We start from the raw sequence: 20,677 nt of genomic DNA on the forward strand, positions 1-20,677 counted from the left end.
TACACCAGACATTTTGTCTAAAATATTTTTTATATGATATTTGCTATTGGATTTTCCTTTGAGAGTCATACTTAATAATTGCTTCGAAAACAAACATTAAGATACTGATTCTTAAGGGATTATCCAAGCTTAAACACTGCTTATTCTTCTCATTTTCAACATTATAAGTCAAAACTTAACGAACTATTGTAATAGTAGATATGAAAAAATATAAATCATCCGTGATAAGGCTTTGCCGCTTCTCTTTTTATGCCCTGTTTTTTGTCTTTGCCGCATGTCAAAAAAATGACAAGGCTGTAGAAATGGATTCGTTTGTCAGTTCATTACTAAATAAAATGACATTGAAAGAGAAGCTGGGGCAGCTTAATCTGGTTACTCCGGTAGCAGTAACAGGCCCACTATCTTCAAAAAATGTAAAAGAAAAGTTAATGGATGGCACCGGGGGCAATGTCTATGCAGTGATGCAAGACCCTGAATTTGTTCATTCATATGTTGTGTTAGCTGATAGCTCAAGGCTTAAAATCCCCTTATTGAATGGTTTGGATATTATTCATGGTTACAAAACGGTTTTCCCTATTCCTTTGGGCTTATCATGTTCGTGGGATACTGTTTTAATTGAAAAAACTGCAAGAGTAGCCGCTATCGAAGGTTCTGCCGAAGGGTATAACTGGACATTCTCGCCCATGGTTGACATTACACGCGACCCACGTTGGGGAAGGGTTATGGAAGGTTCAGGTGAAGACCCTTACCTGGGTTCTGTAATTGCACGTGCCATGGTTAAAGGTTACCAGGGATCAGATTTAACAAATGAGACATCACTTATGTCCTGTGTCAAACATATTGGGATGTATGGTGCTGCCGAAGCTGGAAAAGATTACAATATCACCGATATGAGTCGACTAACCATGTATCAAAATTATTTGCCTCCTTATAAAGCAGCCATTGATGCGGGTGCCGGAAGTGTTATGACTTCCTTTAATGAAGTAGACGGAGTGCCGGCAACAGCGAATCAATGGTTGTTAACTGATTTACTAAGAAGTGAATGGGGGTTTGATGGATTTGTAGTTTCTGATGCCAATGCAGTAGCAGAATTAGAGGCTCATGGGGTGGCAGGAGATTATAAGCAAGCAGCAGTATTGGCTCTAAATGCAGGCGTTGATATGGATATGGCCAGTGAAAGTATGATGGCTTCATTGGAGCAAAGCTTAAATGAAGGTAAGGCTGATATAAAGCAGATTGACGATGCTTGCCGCCGGGTGCTGGAAGCAAAATATAAATTAGGGCTTTTTAAAGATCCGTATCGAAATTATTCGCCAGGAAAAGCGGAAAATATTGTTTTATGCCAAGCGCATCGCCATTTATCAAAAAAAGCTGCTATAAAATCTATGGTTTTGTTGAAAAATGCCAATCAGGTATTACCCTTAAAAAAGGATGCTAAAATTGCCCTTGTAGGCCCATTTGCTAACGATAAAGGCGAGATGTTTAGTATGTGGGCACTTAGAGGCGAAAAGGATAGTGTAATAACTATTTTAGAAGGCATCAAAAACCTAAATACTAACGTTCAATATGCAAAAGGAACTCAAGTGATAGATGATAAAAAGTACAACTATAAAACTCGCTTCTATTTTGATGAAGATGAACAGCAAAAAATGGTGGCAGAGGCTTTAGAAATATCAAAAGGTGCGGATGTTATTGTTGCAGTATTAGGTGAGTCACGCAGAATGTTTGGCGAAGCAAGAAGCATGACTAATATTGAACTTCAGCATTGTCAGTTGGCGTTCTTAAAAGCACTCAAAGCAACCGAAAAACCTGTTGTGTTGTTGCTCTCAAATGGTCGCCCGTTAGTTATTAGCGAAGCCTATCAATATGCTGATGCCATTTTAGAAACATGGAAATTAGGTACCGAAGCCGGAAACGCAGTGGCCGATGTATTGTTTGGCAACTATAATCCATCAGGTAAGTTAACGATGACTTTTCCTGCTTCATTGGGGCAAATACCAATTTATTATAATCATAAAAATACAGGAAGACCTTATCCTTCAAAAAAACGGGGTATGGGTTATTTCTCAAATTATATGGACGAATATAATGCACCATCATTTCCTTTTGGGTTTGGATTAAGTTATACTTCGTTTGACTACGGAAACATTGTATTGAGTGATACAATCATTACCGGAGTTGAAAACAAACTGACTGCTACAATTAGAATTAAAAATACAGGCAAATATGCAGGAGAGGAAACAGCACAGTTGTATTTGAATGATCCTGTGGCATCAGTAACGAGACCTGTTAAAGAGTTAAAAAAATTTCAAAAAGTGTTCTTACAACCGCAAGAAACGAAGCAACTGACATTTGAGCTCACAAGTGAAGATCTTAAGTTTTATAATAGTAAGCTAGAATGGGATTGGGAACCTGGGGAGTTTGTAGTTTATATTGGAACAAATTCTCAAGAGGTTGAAAAGGTTGGATTTGTTTGGAAGAGATAAGTATATAAAAAGCAACAATGAAATAGGCTTAATCCTAGTGAATTAAGTTTAAGTAGATAAGAGCTGTTTTTTGTGGTGAGTAGAAAGTTAGACTAAATTAGAATAGTTTAAATTGTAAAATTATGAAAAAATTATGCTTATTATTAGTTTTTAGGTAGAAAATATTAGTAAAAAAATAGAAGCCCCTTAAAATAAACTATTTAATGATGAAAAAGAAGAAAACCATAGCGTTGGTGGCTCATGATAACAGGAAAAAAGATTTAATGGACTGGGTTGCATACAACTGGAAAGAATTGGTATTACATGATCTGGTATGTACCGGAACAACAGGTTCGTTAGTCGGTGAAGTGCTGGAAAAAAAATGTGAGGAAAATAATGTAGTTCCCCCGATAATAACCAGGCTTAAATCCGGGCCATTAGGGGGAGATCAGCAACTAGGTTCATTAATAGCAGAACAAAAAGTAAATATCTTGATCTTCTTTTGGGATCCGATGCAGCCACAGCCGCATGATGTAGATGTAAAGGCCTTGTTAAGAATATGCGCACTCTATAATATTGTAACAGCAACCAACAGATCAACAGCAGATTTTGTTGTTTCAAGTCTATTATTTCATCAGGACTATAAACCTATGTTGAAAGATTATACTGCCTATATAAAACGGCAAATTGATCCGTCTTCTTAAAACCGGTTTGCAGGATAAAAAGTCATTCCTGCAAATAATGAATTTTGTTGTGCCATGAAAAATTACATTTGGATTACTGATGATTTGGAAAATTCCTTGAAACAAAAAGAAAAGGTTTCCAATCAATTAACAGTGCAGTTAGAGTATGCAATTGGCCATTGCAAGATTGCATTGAACAAATTGCGGGAACATGTTATTGAGGAAGGATTCCCGGATAAAGCTTCTGAAATCTACTTTTTCAAGAAAATCAAACCGGGAGTATACAGTAAAATGTTATTCTATCAGGCTGTTTTTGAACTGGAAAGTTTTCGAATGATTGCGAACAAGGATTCTTACAAAAAGCATCTGGATACTGAGATGGATAAGATTACGGAATACTTTGAGAAAAATCATGTCAAGGTTCAGTATTACCAATGTAATTTTGAGCATCTGGATGAAAAATATTTTATCCGCAGTGAACCGGAAATTCCTGTTCAGTTGAAAAATCACTTTTCGCTGATTGACGAAGCCTTTTTTACCTGGCACGATCATACCTTTTCAGTAATTATGGCTTTTTACTTGCTTCTGGAACATATTTGTAATGAGTTGCGAAGCCTGAATTCCGGAAGTGAGTTATTATTATCGGAGAAAAAGTCACAAATGCATTGGACAGGAAGCAAGGTTGCCCTTGTTGAATTAATATATGCCTTGCAGGGAAGCGGAATGATCGATCACGGCAATATTGGCATCAAAGAACTTGCAAATCGGTTTGAATGTCTGTTCAATACAGACTTGAAAGATTATTACCGTTCCTGGATTGAGATCAAACAGCGAAAAATAGAACCAACCAAATTTATCGATCTGTTGCAAACAGTATTGCGTTCGAGGATTGATGAATCGGGGAATTAATTTAAATTATTTTGAAACCCATGTTTAATATTTTTGTAATTGTAGTAATATGAATGAATGAAAATGATCCCGATTGGGATACTCTTAAAATATAAAAAGCGTTAGCTTTTTATTCTTGCTTCTAAAAACGCCAAATAATTAAAATGCAACAAGAATAATGAGATGACGCTCACGTTTGGCGTGGGCTATTCTTATTTGTTGCATGGGTGATTGGCGTTACCTGGGAGCAGTAAGTTATGGTTCCACGCCTCTTTGTTTACATACGCATTGCTGTTTTTAACCCAATAAAATTTATTGAAATGTTATTTAATCATCCAAAGTTTTGTGAGAATGCCGATTTGGTATCCGTAATTTCCCAATGTCCTTTTGATTCTCCCGTAGATAATTGTCCTTTTAGACAGTATTATATGCTTCAAAACGAGATTTTACAAATTCAGGAATTACTCTATGTTCCAGAAAATCAACTTGATAAAATGAGGGATTTTCACCGGGAGTGTTTTAAAAAACAAATTCATAAAAAGAAGGTTAGGTTGGATAAAGACTGGAAGTATGCAGCATCCATATTGGAAAAGTAATTCCTGTTCATCAATAAATAGTTCCCAGCATGGGAAAGAACTGTGAACTAATCAGTTTAAAGAGTTGCAATTTGTGGTCAAAGTCATATTGTTTCATTTAAACAAGAATCTTATGCCAACAGAAATTGTGACCACCGATGATTTACGGGAATTCAAAATCGAATTACTCGACGAACTCAAAAAAATCTTAAAAGAACACCACGGACAGCCCTCTAAAAAGTGGCTGAAAACCTGTGAAGTACGTGAATTGCTGGGGATCTCCCCCGGAACCCTTCAAAACATGAGAACAAATGGGACACTTCCTTATGCTAAAGTAGGAGGCGTAATGTTCTATGACTATGAAAACATCAAAAAGATGTTGGATAAAAACCAGGTGAAAAGCCGTTTTCCCTCTGAGAGCCTTAAATGAATTACATTCGCCATTTGAATGGGTTTTTTCAACGCTTGGAGCAGGATGAAAGAATGACAGCATATCACATCAGCCTGTACCTGTCCTGTTTTCAGCTATGGAACCTGAACCGGTTTAAAAATCCCATTTCCATTTGTCGCTTTGAAATGATGAGACTCTCCAGAATTGGCTCAGTAAATACCTATGCCCGTTGCATGAAGCAACTCAGTCAGTGGGGGTATCTTGAGTATTCTCCTTCCGCCAATTTGCATTCTGGCAGTATGCTTAGCTGTATCAGATTTGATATTAGTGTCGAGACCACAGGAGATACAGCAAGTGATACACTTTTAATAAACAATACAAACAATAAAAAGGAGAGTAAACAAGACGAATCTAAAAAGAGACAGGGAAAAACAGCCAAAACCAGATTAAATGTCAGCACCGACAAAGATTACTCCGAACCCCTATAGTGAGGCAGCCAGTTTCAGAGATGGAAATTACCAGTTTAATTTTTCAAGCTGTTTGAAATGGCTGGAAAAAAATGGTCAAAATGCCTTTGGTTCTCACTTTACAATCAGCAGGGAAGATCATGAATTGATTTTCAAACTACTGGTTTATGCAATAGGGGATAAAGACTGTTGCAAACAATGGGGAATAAGCCTTTGCAAGGGGATTCTATTGATTGGTCCAATCGGCTGTGGTAAAACCTCTTTGATCAGCTTGGTGAATAACTTCTTTCCTGTTGAAAAACAATTTCAAATGAAATCATCCCGGGAAATCAGTTTTGAATTTGAAAAGGAAGGTTACAGGGTGATCAACCGTTACGGCAGCGGGTTTGTACATTCCCTTGGAGGACGAATCCGATCCGGAATTATCTGCTTCGATGACCTGGGGATAGAACAATCACAAAAATACTACGGCAATGAATGCAATGTTCTGGCTGAGATACTATTGAGCCGTTATGATCTTTTTGTGCAGAGAAAGATTCTAACCCATGCAACCACCAATCTTTCTGCCTCGGAGCTGGAAACACTTTATGGAAATCGCGTTCGCAGCAGGATGCGGGAAATGTTTAACCTGATCGCTTTTGATAAGCATTCCAGAGACAAAAGAAATTGAAGGTTTTCCCTTGTGTTACAGCATATTCACTTCATCTGTTCAATCGCTGTTTTTCCCTGTTCGTTCCTCCCTGGGACTACCGCTTTCTTTCACAGGTTCAGTAAAAAAGAAGTATCACACCCTACAGCAAAAGCTTCCTTTCAGTCAGGCTTTTCTACTAATTTTTGTGTTGAAACATGAATTGAAGGGAAGAAGAAAATGAGCAGGTATGCCCCGTGCAGACCCATTCAGCTCATTCATTCATTCTTACCGTAAAATACACCACTGCTTTCTTTTTGGAATTTTATCCGGTATTCATTACTTCCCTAAAAGCGTCTTTCACTCCCCGGATCAAGAGTATGCTTTCACCTTAATTATACCGTTTAAAAAATCAAATATCTATCGTTATTACAAGCATACACCTGATTTTTCCACCGCATAGCATCCTTTTGCCTGATTGAATAAAAACAATCAAAGAAAGCAAAAAGAAAGCCCAATGTAGCCCGGAGTCCCGCAGGCTTCCGCATTTTAAAATACAAGGCCGGGCAGGGTACCCCTTAGATTTACAAGAGCCTGTTTTAAGCAGGCATAGTTTCGGGCAGCCTTGTATTTTATCCCACTCCAGGCTCTGTAATGACTTTCTTTTCTTTTTTTGTGTCTTTTTTCTCTTCTTTTAATGTAATCAGGCAACAAATAAAACCAAAGAGGTTCATCTGGTAACCCAATTGGAGGTGAAATGGATTGGCACCTGTCAATTGGTTTAAAAAGAGGTTATTTTCCTTTAAATAAACTGATTTTAATTGATCAATAAAAAACACCCAGCTTGTTCCCAAGCTGTGAAATCAGCCCATTTCAATTTCAGAGCTTTGTTTCATCGAATCCGAAATGATCCGGTTCGAAAATTAGTAATTCATAAACGAAATACAATAGCTAATGTTTGGATTGGAACAAATTGCCTGGTCTGATTTTCTTAGCCTGATTGCTTTGCTGTTTCTGTTTTGGTACCTGTTTTTGCTTCAGCTTGCCTGGAGAAAAGACAAGACAAATCAAAAGCAAGCCCTTTTTGAAAATGATGCCGGGCTGGACTCTTCAGGAAAAGAACTTTCCCTTTTAAAAGTTTCAGCAGGTGATTTTACATCACAGCTGAAAGCTCCTGTTTCCGAAGAGAAACTTTCATTGGTTTCCTCTTTCTATGAAGAAACCGGCATGGATGAAGGCTATGAACTGGATTATTTCCTGGGAGGGCATGACGCTTCCCTGTTTACCATTCTGAGCTAGGTACAATGTGAATAATAACCATTAAAATACATTTCTTATGAAACGAATGACCCGAAAGATTTTTCAAAACCTGTCCAGCCTGCTGCTAGGGCTGTATGGTTCCCTTTCCCTGCTGATGGCACAAAGTTCAACCGGGATTGACCAGGCCACCACGGAGATCAGTTCCTATGTCGATCCGGTTTCCAACCTGATCATTGCCATAGGCGCAGTGGTTGGGCTCATTGGCGGAGTGCGGGTGTACATCAAATGGCAAAGCGGCGACCAGGACACCCAAAAAGCCATCATGGGATGGTTTGGTGCCTGTTTGTTCTTAATCCTTGTGGGAGTTGTCATCAAAGCATTCTTCTCCTGATGGAAAGCTATCACATTCAAAAGACAGACACCAGCCTCTACGTCAAAGGCTTTTCAGGGAACCTGGTTTATCTGGCACTGTACAGCATCATCGGAACATTTATTCTGTTTGTCTTGCTCTACATCCTGGCTGGAGTCTTTACCGCCCTTGTTGTGTGTACCCCCTGCTTTTTTACCCTTCTCTACCGGCTCAGCAGAATTCAAAAGAAATACGGACACAATGGATGGAGCAAAAAAAGACATGCCGGGAAACTCCCTCAGTTTATCACAGTCAAAACAAGAATCTGTCAAAGTTAAATCATGAAACGAACATGAATTTTAACATTCTAAAATACTCACAAAAGAATGATTAAAATTCATCGGGAGTTCCATGTGGCAAATGAAAGTAAATTTTAAACACATGAAAGTAAAATCTATTGATAAAACCCTGGCCCTGCTTGGATTCAACGGGAATTTTCTGGTTTCCAATAACCTTGATTTAAGTTTTGGACTGAAACTAAGCCTGCCGGAGCTGCTGTCCTGCAGTCAGGAAAAGCTTTATGCATTGCACGATACTTTTAAGCGTATTGTCAATTTGCTGCCTCAGAATACTTTGTTTCACAAACAGGATTTTTTCTTTGTGGAAAATTTCGAATCTGCCCGTGCAGGCAGGAGAAAAGACGGAACCTCAAATCTGGACAGCAGCTACACACAACACTTCGAAGGAAGAGAATTTTTGAAACACGAATGTTACCTCTATTTCAGTTTGCTGAACAAAGGCCTTTTGAAAAATTATCTGAACTCATCACTTCTTTTTTCACAGAAAGCAAAGAACTCAGAGCTGAAAATGAACGAAAGAGCCCTTGAGTTCCGATCCGGTTTGATTGCTTTGCTCCAACAAAGCGGGATCAGCTGTCAGGTCATAAGCAAAGAAGAAGCAGTGGGAACAGAAGCCTCACCCGGACTAATCGAGAGGTACCTGACGCTCAACTTTGGAAAAGGAAAACCATTGCTGGGAGGAATCGATTTCAGGGACCGCCTGCGGGTGATGGATCAGTTTGTGGAAATCCTGAGCCTGAGTGATTATTCCCATGTTCCTTCCCGGGTGAAGCCGGCCGGAGAACACCCCGGGACGGGACTTCCCTGTTCCTTTGTTTATCCGGTCACCCATCACCTTCCTTTTTCCCATATCACCAACCAGTTTATTTACATGCCCGGACAACAGGAAGTAAAATCCATGCTGGAAAGCAATTACAAAAAAATCTACAGCCTTTCCCGCTTTTCTTCGGAAAACAAGATCAATGCAGGACTCATCGAAAATTTTCTGGATACTGTTCAGACCACAGGAGAAAAGATTGTAAAAACCCATTTCAATGTCATGCTGATGGATGAGTCCATCGGGAAACTAAAGCAAAACAAAAGTGAATGCTCTTCCGCATTTTCACTGATGAACTGTTTCCCCTACCAGCATACCTTTGACTTGCCATTTCTGTTTTTTTCCTGTGTTCCCTTTTCCACCCAGTTACCCGAAACAGAACTGTTCATTACACAAGTACCACAAGCCTGTTGCCTGACCAATTTTGAAGGAGAGATCAGAAACTCGGATTCGGATTTTACCATTCAATTGTCCAACCGTCAGGAAGGCTGTCCGGTTCGTATTGACCTTTCCGATGAGCCCATGGAGAAGCATTTGATCCACAACCGAAACAAACTCATCATTGGCGGATCAGGCTCGGGAAAGTCCTTTTTTACCAATCATCTTTTGCGGCAGTATGCAGAAAGCGGCAACTGTCATGTGGTCCTGCTGGACGTTGGGCGAAGCTATGAAATGCTGACCCGTTACCTTGGTGAAAGTTTAAAAGATCAGGGCGGTGCCATGATGGTGGAATTCACAACAGAAAATCCCATTTCATTTAACCCTTTTGTCATTGAAGGAGAGCTAAACGTAGAACGGAAACAAACCATTCTTTCGGTGATCTATACCATATACAAGGAAGATCTATCGGATATGGAAAAAGATGTGATTGCCCATTCGGTAACTGACTTTCTGAATACCCCGCAGCTGGAACGGTCTTTCAACGGCTACTACCGTTTCTGTATGGATTACATTCCTGATCTGGTGGAACGGCAGTCTCTGGACTTCAACAGCAATGAATACTTTTTTATCCTGAGCAAATATTTTGAAGGAGGAGAGTACGCTTACCTGCTGAACAAACCCATGCAGACCGATGAATTCTTTGCCTGTCCCTTTCTGGTCTTTGAGTTGGATAACATCAAGGATCATCCCGTGATTTTTCCGGTGGCAACCCTGATTATCATGGACATTTTCCTGCAAAAAATGAGAAAACTAAAAGGAGTCCGAAAGGTGATCTGCATAGAAGAAGCCTGGAAAGCCATTGCCACACCACAAATGGCCGCATACCTGAAATACTTTTTCAAGACCATCCGGAAATTCTTTGGAGAAGCCATGGTGGTGACCCAGGAGGTCGATGATATTATTTCATCTCCTATCATCCGGGATGCCATCATCAACAATGCAGACACCAGAATCCTGCTGGACATGAGCAAGTTCAAAAATAAATTTGATCAAATCAGCCGGTATCTGGGGCTTACGGATTTTCAGAAAGAACAGATCCTTTCCATCAACAAGAACCTGCCCGGAGACAGGAAATTAAAAGAAGTATTCATCGCACTGGGATCCTATTCAAGGGTATTTGCCCTGGAAGTGAGCCGTGCAGAGTATTTCTGTTACACTACGGAGCAGAAAGAAAAGGAAATGATCCTCAACAAACTCTCCGGGGAGAAATCCCTGATAGAAATTTTAACAAACATGTAGTATAACCATTAAAAATAAGTGGCATGAAAACAACAATTATCGCATTTGGAATAACAATACTGCTGTGTGGAGTCAAACTTCAGGGCATGGCCCAAACACCAGTCACCGATGTAGGAGCAGGAATACAAAGAGAAGCCTTATGGACACAGGAAAAAGGCATCCTTTCCAAAATCAACTGGTACAATGTTCTGATCAAAGCACTCAGCGGGGACATCAGGGGATTGACAGGAGAAATTCTGGGCATTGACCAGAAGATGATGGAAAGCCTGGAGAAAGTATCCGCCCTGATCAAAGACTACAAAAGAGTACAGGAAACCCGGAAGATGCTGGATAAGGTGATGGACATCTACACAGAAAAGTTGCCAAAACTGGTTCAGGATGGAAACTTTACCAATCAGCAGGCGGTAGTCATCGTTCAATCCTTTGATTTGATACTGGATGACAGCAGGCAGCTGGTCAACACCATCCTGAACACCATCCTGAAAGACAACCTGCTCATGATGGATGACAAGCAGCGTTACGATACCATCAACGAAGTTTACCTGAGTGTCAGACGGCATTACGGAACCATCTGTTACCTCTACAACAAATTGTTGTACGCCTCCTATTTGAGAAGCTATGAAAGCAAAAACCTGGAAGGCTTTGCCCTGTATTATTCTTTGTATCAATAATTCTCAGACCATGAAAAGATTCAAATTGATAAGTATCCTTTGCCTGACTTTCCTCTTGCTGCAATCAGCAGGCATGGCAAATGCCCAGGCCGTTGCCATCAAAAAATGGAAGGGGAGGTACCCCAGGATGAACAACAACTATCCGCAATCCTTTATTGCCTTTCGGGGATGGCTGCCCCCCAAACCCCATTTGTTCATTAAAACACCACTCACTCATTACTATTGGAAAGTCAAGTCCATGCCGGTAACAGATTCCGGGGAGGTTTTGGGAAAGACAAAAACAGGATTGCTGCGCATCTTTTCCAAACTCATGGAACGCACTCAATTCAAAGGAAGGTACGAAGAAACCGAAATGATCAGTCTCATGACTGAATCGCAAAAACAGATCGGACGAAAGCTGTCTGACAGCAGGAAGGATCAACTGGCAGACATCTACGGGCTCACAGCTTCCTTTCTGGAGCTTTACCAAAGGCTGGATGATTTCAAGCAGGTAGATCAGGGGAAGGAGGTCAAAAAGATATTGCAAAAAGAGACTGATGAGCTTGTACAGCAATTTTTAATGGTCAATCTTTTGGCAACCGACCATGGAGAGAAATTCAAAGCCTTTTCAAAAATAGAAAGATCGCTGATTCTGCTTTCAGGCGAGGTAGATTATAGTCATAATAAAATGAACTTTTTTAATTCCTACGGAAAATATCATAACAATCATTACGCTTTTTTAACCCAATAAGACATCGACATGTTATTACAAGTCCTCACAACAAATGAATTTTTTACTTTCACAGACAGTTTGGTGGAATCTGGAATTGATCATGCCCGGATCCTAGTGGACATGGCAAGAGCCATAGGAGGAATCGCAGCCTTTTTCTACATTTCCAAACGAATCTATGAAGAGCTGATTGCTGACAATCCAATCTCCCTGCTGCCCTTGCTTCGTCCCTTTGCCTTTGTGTTGGTGTTGAGCTTCTGGGGCGTGTTTGTGAACCTCCTGATGGTACCCACCAAAGGACTGGCTTCCCTTTCAGAATCCATATATGCCGACAAAAAACACATTGTCGCACAACGCCTGGAGGAGAAACAAAATGCCATGCTCGCGTCAGACCTTCCGATTTTCTATGAGAACCAGGAAAAAGAAGCCGCCTTATGGGACAAGGGAATCAACCTGTTGCTGACGAGCTATAACATCATGACCGGAAGAGCCATTCAAAACCAAATCAATTTTTACATCATGGATGCCATCCGTCAGGTTCTGGAATCCATATTTGAAGCCATTGTTTACCTGATTGCTTTTTTACGAACCATTTTTTGCGTTTTGCTTGTGATCTTTGGACCACTGGTTTTTGCCCTCTCCATTTTTGATGGCTTTCAGGACAACTACCTGCAGTGGATCGCCAGGTTCATCAATGTAAATCTCTATCTGCCCATCGCACTCTTAATTCTCTCACTGGTACAGGAAATACTCATTTACATGCTGGAATGGGAGATCCTGAAAATCAACAGCATGCTGATCTATCAACCACAACTGTTCTATGTGACCAATTTGGTCGTACCCATCTGTGGCATAGTCGGAATGAGCCTGGTTCCCAAGATTTCCTCATGGATTGTTCAGGCCTCAGGCACAAATTCCGGAGGAGGAAGAATGTTCAGAACAGCAGCCACCATGGCCGTTACAAAAGGAATGATGAAATAAAAACAGAAAACATCATGAGAAAACAATTCGACATCCAAAGAAAATTCCGCTTTACAGTTTACGTACTGCTGATTACAGCTTTATCAATGATGGGAGTCAGCGTATATACCTTTACAATCTCATCAAAGCTGGTAGAGCGCTCCCGACAGAAGATTTATGTGCTGGACAATGGAAAGTCCCTTTTGGTAGCCCTAAGAGAAGACATCACGGAAAACAGAAATGCCGAAGCCAGGGATCATGTAAAGCGCTTTCATGAACTGTTTTTCACTATGGAGCCAGACAAAGACTACATCGAAAACAATGTCAGGGAAGCTTTGCATTTGGCAGATCGTTCTGCCATGGAGCAATACCAGTCCTACAAAGAGAACAATCTGTACAACCAGGTGATTGCTTCCGACATCAGCATGACCCTTCAGACAGATTCTGTCCGGCTGGACTTTTCCGCTTATCCCTATCGTTTTCATTTCTACGGTAAACAGAAGATTGTACGCAAATCCAACATCACCATTCGCAGTTTAGATACATCCGGAACATTAAGAAACATCTCCAGAACGGACAACAACCCACATGGCTTTTTGATCGAAAACTGGCGCATTGTTGACAATAAGGATTTGGAAAGCATCAAAAGGAAAATTTTTTAAAACAATAGATTCTTAGATTTTAGAAATGAGATATTAGACTGACTTACAAGATGCTTATTTTCAGACTTTTATGACGGGTGTCTTTTAGGTGAATCATGCTAAAAAACAGATACTTACAAGAGTTTAACGAACTATCGTTAAAAGAAGAAGGAAATATGAAAAATAAGACAGAAATAACTAAAGAAAGAAGCTTCAAAGGCCGGTTAAGAAAGTGGATTAATCGAGCAGATACCCGGGACAGGTCTCTTGATTCCAAAATCCGCATAAGAAAATGGATACTCATCCTTGGTGTATTGTTTGTCCTGTTTGCAGCCTCTTTTTTTCAAAACCCTGTGATTGACCTGTCACAAAACAGCTTTGCACCGGGAGGAATGGAAACAACAGAAAACGAAGCTGTCATCCCCTCTTTTGAAATGCCTGTCGATTCATTTGAACTGTATCTAAAACAACACATTCATGAAAACTTATCTGAAAAAGAATAAAGCCCTATTGATACTGCCTTTGGTGTTGCTTCCTTTTGTCGTTCTGATCTTTTATATTCTGGGAGGAGGAGAGAAGGCAAGCCAAAATCAAAACCAGACAGGGCACAGCAGTAATGAAAAAGGAGCCAATTACCTGCTTCCGGAAGCTGAAAAGAGCATTGAGATTTTTGATAAAATGGAAGCTTATCAAAAACAGAATTTGGCTGTCAGAAGCGGCACTCAAAATCCTTCCGTTGAAAGCAGCGAATCATCTAACGATACTGACCTGGACTTAACAGATGTGAATACCGATAGTTTAAAAGCATTGCTCCAACACCAGGTCAAAGCTGATGTGTCCGGTCAGTTGCTGGCCCACATCAAGCAAAAAGAGGAATTGGTACGGGAAGATCTGGAAAAAGAATTGTCTGAAAAAGAAAGCTCTTCCAACAGGAAAATAAAAAAGGACAAAGCACCTGTACTGCATAAAAAAGAGAAAAAAAGCTTACAAAGGATGATGGAAGATCAACAATCCGGATTTGAAGAACTGGAACAGGTCATTGATGAAAACAGCAGTCTGAACCGGGAAAATGATTCTTTGAAGTATTACCTCCAACAGGCACAGGAAAAGCTGTCAGACTTGAATCAGAAAAAACGGATGAGTTTTTCTTTGGAAAAGAAACAGCGGGTTGGGTTCAATGGAAAAACGCCATCCAATTCTATGATCAAAGCAGAAATCTATGAAACAACAACAGTCCTGAACGGGAACCGCATTAAAATGCGCTTGCTGGAAGATGCCTGGATAGATGGCAAAAAAGCCGGAAAAAACACCTTCTTCTATGGAATCTGTAAGATTAATAACGAGAGACTTAATATAGAGGTTCTCAGCTTTCCGTTGGCGCAAAATTTTCTTCCTGTCGAATTGCAGGTTCATGACCTGGACGGGCTTCCCGGCCTGTACATACCCGGTAATGCCGCAAGAAAAGTCAGCAAGGAAATAGGCAGCCGCACCAACACTTCAGCCCTTTGGAGTATGAGTACCGATCCTCTTACCGGTATCGGAATCAATACCGCAGACCGTACCGCACAGGCACTCATCAAAAGAGTAAGACTAAAGAAAATCACCATCAAAAAGAACAGCCTGGTCTATTTAATCAATCAAAATCAGCAGCCATGAAACATATTTTAATCAGCCTGTTTTGTCTTTTTGCAAGCATTGGTTTGGCAGGACAAAACAGGATCACCATCAATGTAAACAAAGTTGTTCACCTGATCTCAAAAGAGAAGGTCACTTACCTGCAGACAGGGAATCCAAATTTTGTGCTGGCAGAAATAGTACCGGAACACCCAAATCTTGTTCGAATCAAGGCAGTGGAAGTCTGTGAAGGAGAATCTTCAATAAGCCTGGTATCAGATGGCAAATTGTACTCCATTAGCTTAAACTATGGCGAACCCGGAGAGATTTCCTACCCGCTGGATGGCTTTGATGCCATGAAGGCTGATCTTTATCAGGGAACCTTGATGAGCCTGGAAACCCTGAAGAAAAACTGCAGATACCTTCTCTCTCAAAAGAAGAAACACATTCGAAAAAGTAAATCCGGAAAAGATGGAATCAACATTCAGATCAGAAACATCTTTCTGTTGAATGAAGCCCTGTTTTTTGAGCTGGAGATTGAGAACAAAACCAATATGGGCTATGATGTGGAAAGCTTCCAATGGTGGATCGATGACAAAAAAAGGCTGAAAGCAAGCAATACACAGGAATACCGGATTCAACCCAAATTTCAATACCGTGGATTACAACGAATCCCTGCCAAAACCAAAGTGCGGGAGATCTTTGTCTTGCCAAAATTCACCATTCCCGGGAAACGTATTCTGCGAATTGAAATGCTTGAAAAGGCACTGGGCAATACCGGAAGAAAGCTTTCTGTGGAGCTTAAAAACAAACACATCCGAAGGGCTGAACGTTTATAATATCCAACAAAAGAAAGGAGTAAAGATGACTGGTGAATCAAGAGAACTGGTGAGACTGCATGAAGGATTTCGGTTCTTCTCTTATCTCTTGCTGATCATATCCCTGTATTTGAATCAAATCCTGTTTTTCAAAACCCTGGGAATATACATGATCGAATTGGAAGGGCTGATCACAAAACTGAAAAGCCTTGATTTTTTATCCCATCCTGTCTGTTCAAAGACGGTTTGTATGGGCTTTTTGATGGTCACCTGTATCGGAACAAAAGCCAAAAAGGACAGGGACCTGAAAATTTCCGCTTTGCTGTATCAACTCCTGTTTGGCCTTTTGCTTTACTGGGGAAGTCTGCTGATTGCAAAATGGCAGGCAGGCCTGTATTTGCTTTTCTCCTTTTGGGGCTTTGTAGTACTGAACATCGCTTTTGACAATATTTCCAAACTAATCAATGTAAACCTGATGAAAGACCGTTTTAATCACGAAAATGAAAGCTTTGCCCAGGAAGAGGAATTGAAGGAAAACGAGTACTCCGTGAACCTGAAAAGCAAATATCAGCTTCAGGGCAAGGAACATGACGGCTGGATCAATGTGATCAATCCCTTTCGGGGAAGCATGGTGATTGGAACCCCCGGATCAGGAAAATCCTTTTCCGTAGTCCTTCCCTTTATCAGACAACACCTGGGAAAAGGCTTTTCCATGTGCATTTATGATTTTAAGTTTCCCGATCTCTCGGAAGTCACCTACAATCATTTTCTGAAAGCCAAAAAGAGAGGAAGACTGCCTGAAAAGTCTGCCTTTTACATCATCAATTTTGATGACATCACCAAATCATACCGATGCAATCCACTGGCACCTGAATTTTTGGAAAGCCCCATTGATGCCTTTGAATCTTCCCGGACGGTGTTGTATAACCTGAACCGGGAATGGATCCGCAAACAGGGAGAGTTCTTTTCCGAATCCGCAGTCTCCTTTTTTGCAGCCGTCATCTGGTTTTTGAAGCGATATAAAAACGGAGAGTATTGCACCTTGCCTCATGCCATAGAACTCCTGCAACTGGATTACGAGGATCTCTTTGAAGTACTTTCCCGGGAAAAGGATGTGGTCAACATCATCAACCCTTTTATCAATGCACATCAAAGAGGAGCCCATGAGCAGCTGGAAGGTCAGTTGGGTAGTCTGAAAATTGCCATTTCCAAGATCATCAGCAAGGAAATCTACTGGATCTGTTCCGGTAACGACTTTTCACTGGACATAAACAATCCCAGTCAGCCCAAAGTGCTTTGCCTGGCCAACAATCCCCTTCGCATTGAAATGTATGGAGTGGTTTTGTCCCTTTTTATCACCAGGATGCTTAAAGTAATCAACCGCAAAGGACAGCACAAATCATCATTGATTTTTGATGAGCTGCCTACTATCTATTTCCGGGGACTGGATACCCTGATTGCCACAGCGAGAAGCAACAGGATTTCAACCTTACTTGGTATTCAAACCATCGATCAGTTGATCCGGGACTATGGCAAGGAGCAGGCCAATGCCATTCTGACCAACATCGGAAACATCTTTGCCGGTCAGTCTGTTGGGGAAACGGCTAAATTCATACAAAACAGGATGGGTAAAATCCTGCAGGAACGGCAATCCGTCAATATCAACCAGAATTCCCAATCCACCTCCTTTTCCACACAAATGGATTTTCTGGTGCCGGAAGGAAAGGTTGCCATACTGCCACAGGGCTGTATGGTGGGGCAGGTCGCTGATAATTTTGGACAGCAGATCAGGCAAAAGAATTTCAACAGCCTGATTCATGTGGATACAGAGCAGGTGGAGAGAGAAGAAAAGAACCACAAGAAGATACCAAATATTTACCAGTTTGATGACCTGGACAAAGTTATGGAAAACAACCGCACCGGAATCTGTAACGACATTCAAAAGATTCTGATTGAATGCAAGATCAACAACAAACAGCAATTGTAATAATCATTAAAATTTTAAGACAATGGAAATGGAACAAACAACACGGATTGCCAAAGATGAAATCCCTTTTGAAAAATTGGAGAAGGTAGGCATCAAAAGAGATTTTGTAGACCGAATGGAAAGTCAGGAATTGAAAGATTTTTTAAATGGTTTTCGATCAGCTAAACTCTATACGGTAAATGCTAAAATCAATGAGGAAAACTTTCGGATTCCCACGAAAATTCGCCTGCAAAAACTGGAGAATGGAAGCGTGAACATTAAAGTGCATCCCATTCAAAGATTACATATCCCGGAGGAATATATGCAGCACAAATTTACCAAGCAGGAAAAAACAGCCTTACTTGAAAACAGGAATCTGGGTAAAACTTTAGAATTAAAAGGAAGAGATGGAAAGAAGGATCATTATTATCTGTCCATAGATCCCAAAACCAATGAACTGATTCCACTTCGGACAAAACACATTCGGGTACCGGAGAAAATAAAAGGAGCTTCTTTATCAGAAGAGCAAAAACAGAAACTGGCAGCAGGAAAGAAAATCACTTTGGATGGGATGACCGGGAAGAATGGCAAAAAGTTTTCAGCATCTCTCCAGGTAGATGCCGCCAACCGAAGCATTAATTTTTCCGGATTCAAGCAGGAGAAAGAACTGGAGCAAAAAGCCGAAAAGAAGAAAGGAGCCAAACAGAAAGTTGGTTAGAAAAATGAAGGTACTTGAGTTCGTTTGAGGAAGATCGTTCCAACGAATGGGAGGCCTTCCTTTTTTTAAGAATATAAAACCACAAAACAGACTTAAAAAGAATCTGTAAAGAGAGGCATGCAAGATGTGTTTTTGTAATACAAAAACTCTTGTGCCTTCTGGCAGGAACCTTTCATCTCAGATGAAAAGCTTGATTCTGCGAAGGCTAATAAATGAAAAGATATGAGACCCAAAACAGCAGATCATGATAAATTGGGTGAAGGGGTTCGGATTCGATTGACGGAACTGGAAAAGAGATTGCTGTTGAAAAGATCTCAGAAGGAAGGCTATCGGACCATTAGTGATTTTTGCAGGGCAAAGCTGGTTAAGAAACGGGAAATCAAAAAAATAGAGGTCAGCAAAGAATTTGTGATGATTACCAAAAAGCTGGACTATGATCTCAATAAAATTGGCGTGAATCTTAACCAGGTTTCCAGAAACATTAACGCTCAACATGTTTATCAATTCACAGCTTCAGATCGAGACGTTTTTATGAAGGTTTTGCAAGAACTTCGAAATTGTTTTTCAGTTTTGCAGAATTACATGGATATGATAGAATAAAGCTAAAAGTCTTTCACATGGTCATTGTGATCCATCAAACCGCAAGTACTGATAATGCTTTTCTTTATAATGAGAAGAAAGTGGAGGAGAAGCATGCTACATTTTTCCATAGTCGAAACACCAAAGCTATTAACCCCTTTTTATACGATAAAAAGCACCGTTTAAAAGAGTTTACAGATATTGAAAAGCTAAATCCTCGGGTTAAGAATAAATGTCTTCATATCTCCTTTAATCCATCTACAGATGATTATCTAAAATTAGGTGATAAGATAATTCGGGAGGAGATGGATAAGCTGATGCAGCATATGGGCTATGGTAATCAGCCTTACTTTATCTACAAGCATAAAGATTTGGATAGAGTCCATTTTCATATCGTTTCATCAAGAATTGATCGTCATACAGGCAAGAAAATCAAAGATAATCATGAGAGACAAAAGGTTCAAAACTTCATAAAGGAATTAGAGCTTAGACATCAGTTGGATAATAAAAATATGATTGAGAAAGCGGTATTCAAGTTCTCAGCACGAAGTAGAAATATCAAGCAAAGCCTAGAACATCTTTTTTATCATTTGAATCAACTGGACATGTTGCAATCTAAAGAGCAGTATGAGCAGTATCTGAAGCTCTTCAATGTAGAAATTAGAAAATCGGGAAGAGGGCATATCGTTGTCGTTACTGATGGGAATGGTAAAGTGATTCGTTATCCGATTCGATTGTCAAAATTCAAAGAACAACCCAAATTCTATCAGAAACAAAAAGAAAAGGTTGATAAGAATGAGCACATATCAGAAGAAAGAAAGCTCAGAAAGGCCGGCTTCAAAACAGATTTTTTGAAAGAACTGCTTTGGCAGATTAGAAAGAGAGATCAAAATCAAGAGCTAAAGAAAGAGTATCGTGTGAGAAGCAAGAGAAAGAAGAAGAGGTAGAAAATGGTATTTTTCTATACTATCTTGCAAAGAGAAAAAGTTATTTCCGATTTTTCTTTTGAGCTAAATAATGGCTCCAAAAAAATCAGAATAACTTTACTTACACACGTTATGCGATACTGCTTAAAATTCCTTTAAGAGCATTTCAAGACGCTTGAATTGCTCTTGATAAATCGTAAACTTATCATAAATATAGACATTAGGGTTATTATCTTGAGCAACTCGCCTTTTTGTTTTTTGGCTTAAAAAATATTCACAGATATATTTCAATCGTCCTAGTTTTTCTTTATCAGAGATTTCTTCAATCATATCTAATGCGAGAGTGTTCATATCTTCTGCTAATTGTTTTGGAATACCTCTAACAAACCCTGTAGGGTTGACCATTATATCAACTTTACTTTTTTTCAAACATTTATTCAAATAACTTTGATACATTAGTATTTCAAACTTTTCTTTTTCTTCTTTTGTCAGAATCATATCTTTTACTATTTA

General features: G+C 40.0%; 23 protein-coding genes. 22 read left to right on the forward strand and 1 reads right to left on the reverse strand.

Annotated elements, in window-relative coordinates; genetic code table 11:
- Positions 1 to 200: 200 nt before the first annotated feature.
- The 22 genes from bglX (at position 201) to BZG01_RS17850 (ending at position 20,185) form a co-directional block, all read left to right on the forward strand.
- Entirely contained in the window at positions 201 to 2,486 is a 2,286-nt protein-coding gene (gene bglX, locus BZG01_RS17745) for a beta-glucosidase BglX (RefSeq protein ID WP_101311187.1), read from the forward strand.
- Between the two features lie 206 nt (positions 2,487 to 2,692).
- Positions 2,693 to 3,169, forward strand: coding sequence for a methylglyoxal synthase (locus tag BZG01_RS17750; RefSeq protein WP_101311188.1), 477 nt, complete (start codon positions 2,693 to 2,695; stop codon positions 3,167 to 3,169).
- 54 nt (positions 3,170 to 3,223) lie between these two features.
- A complete protein-coding gene (locus BZG01_RS17755) occupies positions 3,224 to 4,057 on the forward strand; it encodes an RteC domain-containing protein (RefSeq protein ID WP_101311189.1) in 834 nt (277 codons plus the stop codon).
- A 299-nt stretch (positions 4,058 to 4,356) separates the two neighbouring features.
- Entirely contained in the window at positions 4,357 to 4,632 is a 276-nt protein-coding gene (locus tag BZG01_RS17760) for a hypothetical protein (RefSeq protein ID WP_143470940.1), read from the forward strand.
- 112 nt (positions 4,633 to 4,744) lie between these two features.
- The gene (locus tag BZG01_RS17765; RefSeq protein ID WP_101311191.1) at positions 4,745 to 5,041 is read left to right on the forward strand and encodes a helix-turn-helix domain-containing protein; all 297 of its coding nucleotides are present in this window, start codon (positions 4,745 to 4,747) and stop codon (positions 5,039 to 5,041) included.
- Positions 5,038 to 5,490, forward strand: coding sequence for a hypothetical protein (locus tag BZG01_RS17770; RefSeq protein WP_101311192.1), 453 nt, complete (start codon positions 5,038 to 5,040; stop codon positions 5,488 to 5,490). Before BZG01_RS17765 ends, BZG01_RS17770 begins: the two co-directional genes overlap by 4 nt.
- Positions 5,453 to 6,139: an AAA family ATPase gene (locus BZG01_RS17775; protein WP_143470941.1), complete on the forward strand. Its 687-nt coding sequence runs from the start codon at positions 5,453 to 5,455 to the stop codon at positions 6,137 to 6,139. Before BZG01_RS17770 ends, BZG01_RS17775 begins: the two co-directional genes overlap by 38 nt.
- Positions 6,140 to 7,051: 912 nt before the next feature.
- Entirely contained in the window at positions 7,052 to 7,396 is a 345-nt protein-coding gene (locus BZG01_RS17785) for a hypothetical protein (protein ID WP_101311194.1), read from the forward strand.
- Between the two features lie 37 nt (positions 7,397 to 7,433).
- Positions 7,434 to 7,748 carry a DUF4134 domain-containing protein gene (locus BZG01_RS17790; protein ID WP_245870416.1) on the forward strand — a complete coding sequence of 105 codons (315 nt, stop codon included), beginning with the start codon at positions 7,434 to 7,436 and terminating at the stop codon, positions 7,746 to 7,748.
- Entirely contained in the window at positions 7,748 to 8,044 is a 297-nt protein-coding gene (locus BZG01_RS22160) for a DUF4133 domain-containing protein (RefSeq protein ID WP_180327379.1), read from the forward strand. The genes BZG01_RS17790 and BZG01_RS22160 overlap by 1 nt, the downstream gene beginning before the upstream one ends.
- 103 nt (positions 8,045 to 8,147) lie before the next feature.
- Positions 8,148 to 10,562 (forward strand): TraG family conjugative transposon ATPase, encoded by a 2,415-nt coding sequence (locus tag BZG01_RS17800; RefSeq protein WP_180327380.1) that lies wholly within the window; start codon positions 8,148 to 8,150, stop codon positions 10,560 to 10,562.
- A 23-nt stretch (positions 10,563 to 10,585) separates the two neighbouring features.
- The gene (locus tag BZG01_RS17805; protein WP_101311197.1) at positions 10,586 to 11,233 is read left to right on the forward strand and encodes a hypothetical protein; all 648 of its coding nucleotides are present in this window, start codon (positions 10,586 to 10,588) and stop codon (positions 11,231 to 11,233) included.
- A 10-nt stretch (positions 11,234 to 11,243) separates the two neighbouring features.
- Complete coding sequence (locus BZG01_RS17810) at positions 11,244 to 11,963, forward strand: hypothetical protein (protein ID WP_101311198.1); 720 nt, start codon at positions 11,244 to 11,246, stop codon at positions 11,961 to 11,963.
- 9 nt (positions 11,964 to 11,972) lie between these two features.
- The gene (locus BZG01_RS21635; protein ID WP_180327381.1) at positions 11,973 to 12,923 is read left to right on the forward strand and encodes a TraJ family protein; all 951 of its coding nucleotides are present in this window, start codon (positions 11,973 to 11,975) and stop codon (positions 12,921 to 12,923) included.
- Positions 12,924 to 12,937: 14 nt separating this feature from the next.
- Positions 12,938 to 13,564: a conjugative transposon protein TraK gene (traK, locus tag BZG01_RS17815; RefSeq protein WP_180327382.1), complete on the forward strand. Its 627-nt coding sequence runs from the start codon at positions 12,938 to 12,940 to the stop codon at positions 13,562 to 13,564.
- A gap of 155 nt (positions 13,565 to 13,719) precedes the next feature.
- Positions 13,720 to 14,046, forward strand: coding sequence for a hypothetical protein (locus BZG01_RS17820; RefSeq protein WP_143470942.1), 327 nt, complete (start codon positions 13,720 to 13,722; stop codon positions 14,044 to 14,046).
- Entirely contained in the window at positions 14,021 to 15,199 is a 1,179-nt protein-coding gene (traM, locus tag BZG01_RS17825) for a conjugative transposon protein TraM (protein WP_101311201.1), read from the forward strand. Before BZG01_RS17820 ends, traM begins: the two co-directional genes overlap by 26 nt.
- Positions 15,196 to 15,996: a DUF4138 domain-containing protein gene (locus BZG01_RS17830; RefSeq protein ID WP_101311202.1), complete on the forward strand. Its 801-nt coding sequence runs from the start codon at positions 15,196 to 15,198 to the stop codon at positions 15,994 to 15,996. The genes traM and BZG01_RS17830 overlap by 4 nt, the downstream gene beginning before the upstream one ends.
- Before the next feature lie 25 nt (positions 15,997 to 16,021).
- A complete protein-coding gene (locus BZG01_RS17835; RefSeq protein WP_101311203.1) occupies positions 16,022 to 17,962 on the forward strand; it encodes a type IV secretory system conjugative DNA transfer family protein in 1,941 nt (646 codons plus the stop codon).
- A 28-nt stretch (positions 17,963 to 17,990) separates the two neighbouring features.
- Positions 17,991 to 18,659, forward strand: coding sequence for a DUF3945 domain-containing protein (locus BZG01_RS17840; protein ID WP_180327383.1), 669 nt, complete (start codon positions 17,991 to 17,993; stop codon positions 18,657 to 18,659).
- 222 nt (positions 18,660 to 18,881) lie between these two features.
- Positions 18,882 to 19,259, forward strand: a complete 378-nt coding sequence (locus BZG01_RS17845) for a plasmid mobilization relaxosome protein MobC (RefSeq protein ID WP_101311205.1) — start codon at positions 18,882 to 18,884, stop codon at positions 19,257 to 19,259.
- Between the two features lie 17 nt (positions 19,260 to 19,276).
- Positions 19,277 to 20,185, forward strand: coding sequence for a relaxase/mobilization nuclease domain-containing protein (locus BZG01_RS17850; RefSeq protein ID WP_143470943.1), 909 nt, complete (start codon positions 19,277 to 19,279; stop codon positions 20,183 to 20,185).
- A 123-nt stretch (positions 20,186 to 20,308) separates the two neighbouring features.
- Here BZG01_RS17850 and BZG01_RS17855 read toward each other — a convergent pair whose 3' ends face one another.
- Positions 20,309 to 20,662, reverse strand: a complete 354-nt coding sequence (locus BZG01_RS17855) for a hypothetical protein (protein ID WP_101311207.1) — start codon at positions 20,660 to 20,662, stop codon at positions 20,309 to 20,311.
- Between the last annotated feature and the right edge of the window lie 15 nt (positions 20,663 to 20,677).

The organism is Labilibaculum manganireducens (assembly GCF_002843385.1).
GTDB classification, from domain to species: domain Bacteria; phylum Bacteroidota; class Bacteroidia; order Bacteroidales; family Marinifilaceae; genus Labilibaculum; species Labilibaculum manganireducens.

Coding starts and splice junctions, on each gene's coding strand:
- BZG01_RS21635 (WP_180327381.1), top strand. CDS start 11,973: ATGTTATTACAAGTCCTCACAACAAATGAATTTTTTACTTTCACAGAC.
- BZG01_RS17785 (WP_101311194.1), top strand. CDS start 7,052: ATGTTTGGATTGGAACAAATTGCCTGGTCTGATTTTCTTAGCCTGATT.
- bglX (WP_101311187.1), top strand. CDS start 201: ATGAAAAAATATAAATCATCCGTGATAAGGCTTTGCCGCTTCTCTTTT.
- BZG01_RS17775 (WP_143470941.1), top strand. CDS start 5,453: ATGTCAGCACCGACAAAGATTACTCCGAACCCCTATAGTGAGGCAGCC.
- traK (WP_180327382.1), top strand. CDS start 12,938: ATGAGAAAACAATTCGACATCCAAAGAAAATTCCGCTTTACAGTTTAC.
- BZG01_RS17765 (WP_101311191.1), top strand. CDS start 4,745: ATGCCAACAGAAATTGTGACCACCGATGATTTACGGGAATTCAAAATC.
- traM (WP_101311201.1), top strand. CDS start 14,021: ATGAAAACTTATCTGAAAAAGAATAAAGCCCTATTGATACTGCCTTTG.
- BZG01_RS17750 (WP_101311188.1), top strand. CDS start 2,693: ATGAAAAAGAAGAAAACCATAGCGTTGGTGGCTCATGATAACAGGAAA.
- BZG01_RS17840 (WP_180327383.1), top strand. CDS start 17,991: ATGGAACAAACAACACGGATTGCCAAAGATGAAATCCCTTTTGAAAAA.
- BZG01_RS17805 (WP_101311197.1), top strand. CDS start 10,586: ATGAAAACAACAATTATCGCATTTGGAATAACAATACTGCTGTGTGGA.
- BZG01_RS17760 (WP_143470940.1), top strand. CDS start 4,357: ATGTTATTTAATCATCCAAAGTTTTGTGAGAATGCCGATTTGGTATCC.
- BZG01_RS17850 (WP_143470943.1), top strand. CDS start 19,277: ATGGTCATTGTGATCCATCAAACCGCAAGTACTGATAATGCTTTTCTT.
- BZG01_RS17800 (WP_180327380.1), top strand. CDS start 8,148: ATGAAAGTAAAATCTATTGATAAAACCCTGGCCCTGCTTGGATTCAAC.
- BZG01_RS17810 (WP_101311198.1), top strand. CDS start 11,244: ATGAAAAGATTCAAATTGATAAGTATCCTTTGCCTGACTTTCCTCTTG.
- BZG01_RS17845 (WP_101311205.1), top strand. CDS start 18,882: ATGAGACCCAAAACAGCAGATCATGATAAATTGGGTGAAGGGGTTCGG.
- BZG01_RS17855 (WP_101311207.1), bottom strand. CDS start 20,662: ATGATTCTGACAAAAGAAGAAAAAGAAAAGTTTGAAATACTAATGTAT.
- BZG01_RS22160 (WP_180327379.1), top strand. CDS start 7,748: ATGGAAAGCTATCACATTCAAAAGACAGACACCAGCCTCTACGTCAAA.
- BZG01_RS17790 (WP_245870416.1), top strand. CDS start 7,434: ATGAAACGAATGACCCGAAAGATTTTTCAAAACCTGTCCAGCCTGCTG.
- BZG01_RS17820 (WP_143470942.1), top strand. CDS start 13,720: ATGAAAAATAAGACAGAAATAACTAAAGAAAGAAGCTTCAAAGGCCGG.
- BZG01_RS17755 (WP_101311189.1), top strand. CDS start 3,224: ATGAAAAATTACATTTGGATTACTGATGATTTGGAAAATTCCTTGAAA.
- BZG01_RS17770 (WP_101311192.1), top strand. CDS start 5,038: ATGAATTACATTCGCCATTTGAATGGGTTTTTTCAACGCTTGGAGCAG.
- BZG01_RS17835 (WP_101311203.1), top strand. CDS start 16,022: ATGACTGGTGAATCAAGAGAACTGGTGAGACTGCATGAAGGATTTCGG.
- BZG01_RS17830 (WP_101311202.1), top strand. CDS start 15,196: ATGAAACATATTTTAATCAGCCTGTTTTGTCTTTTTGCAAGCATTGGT.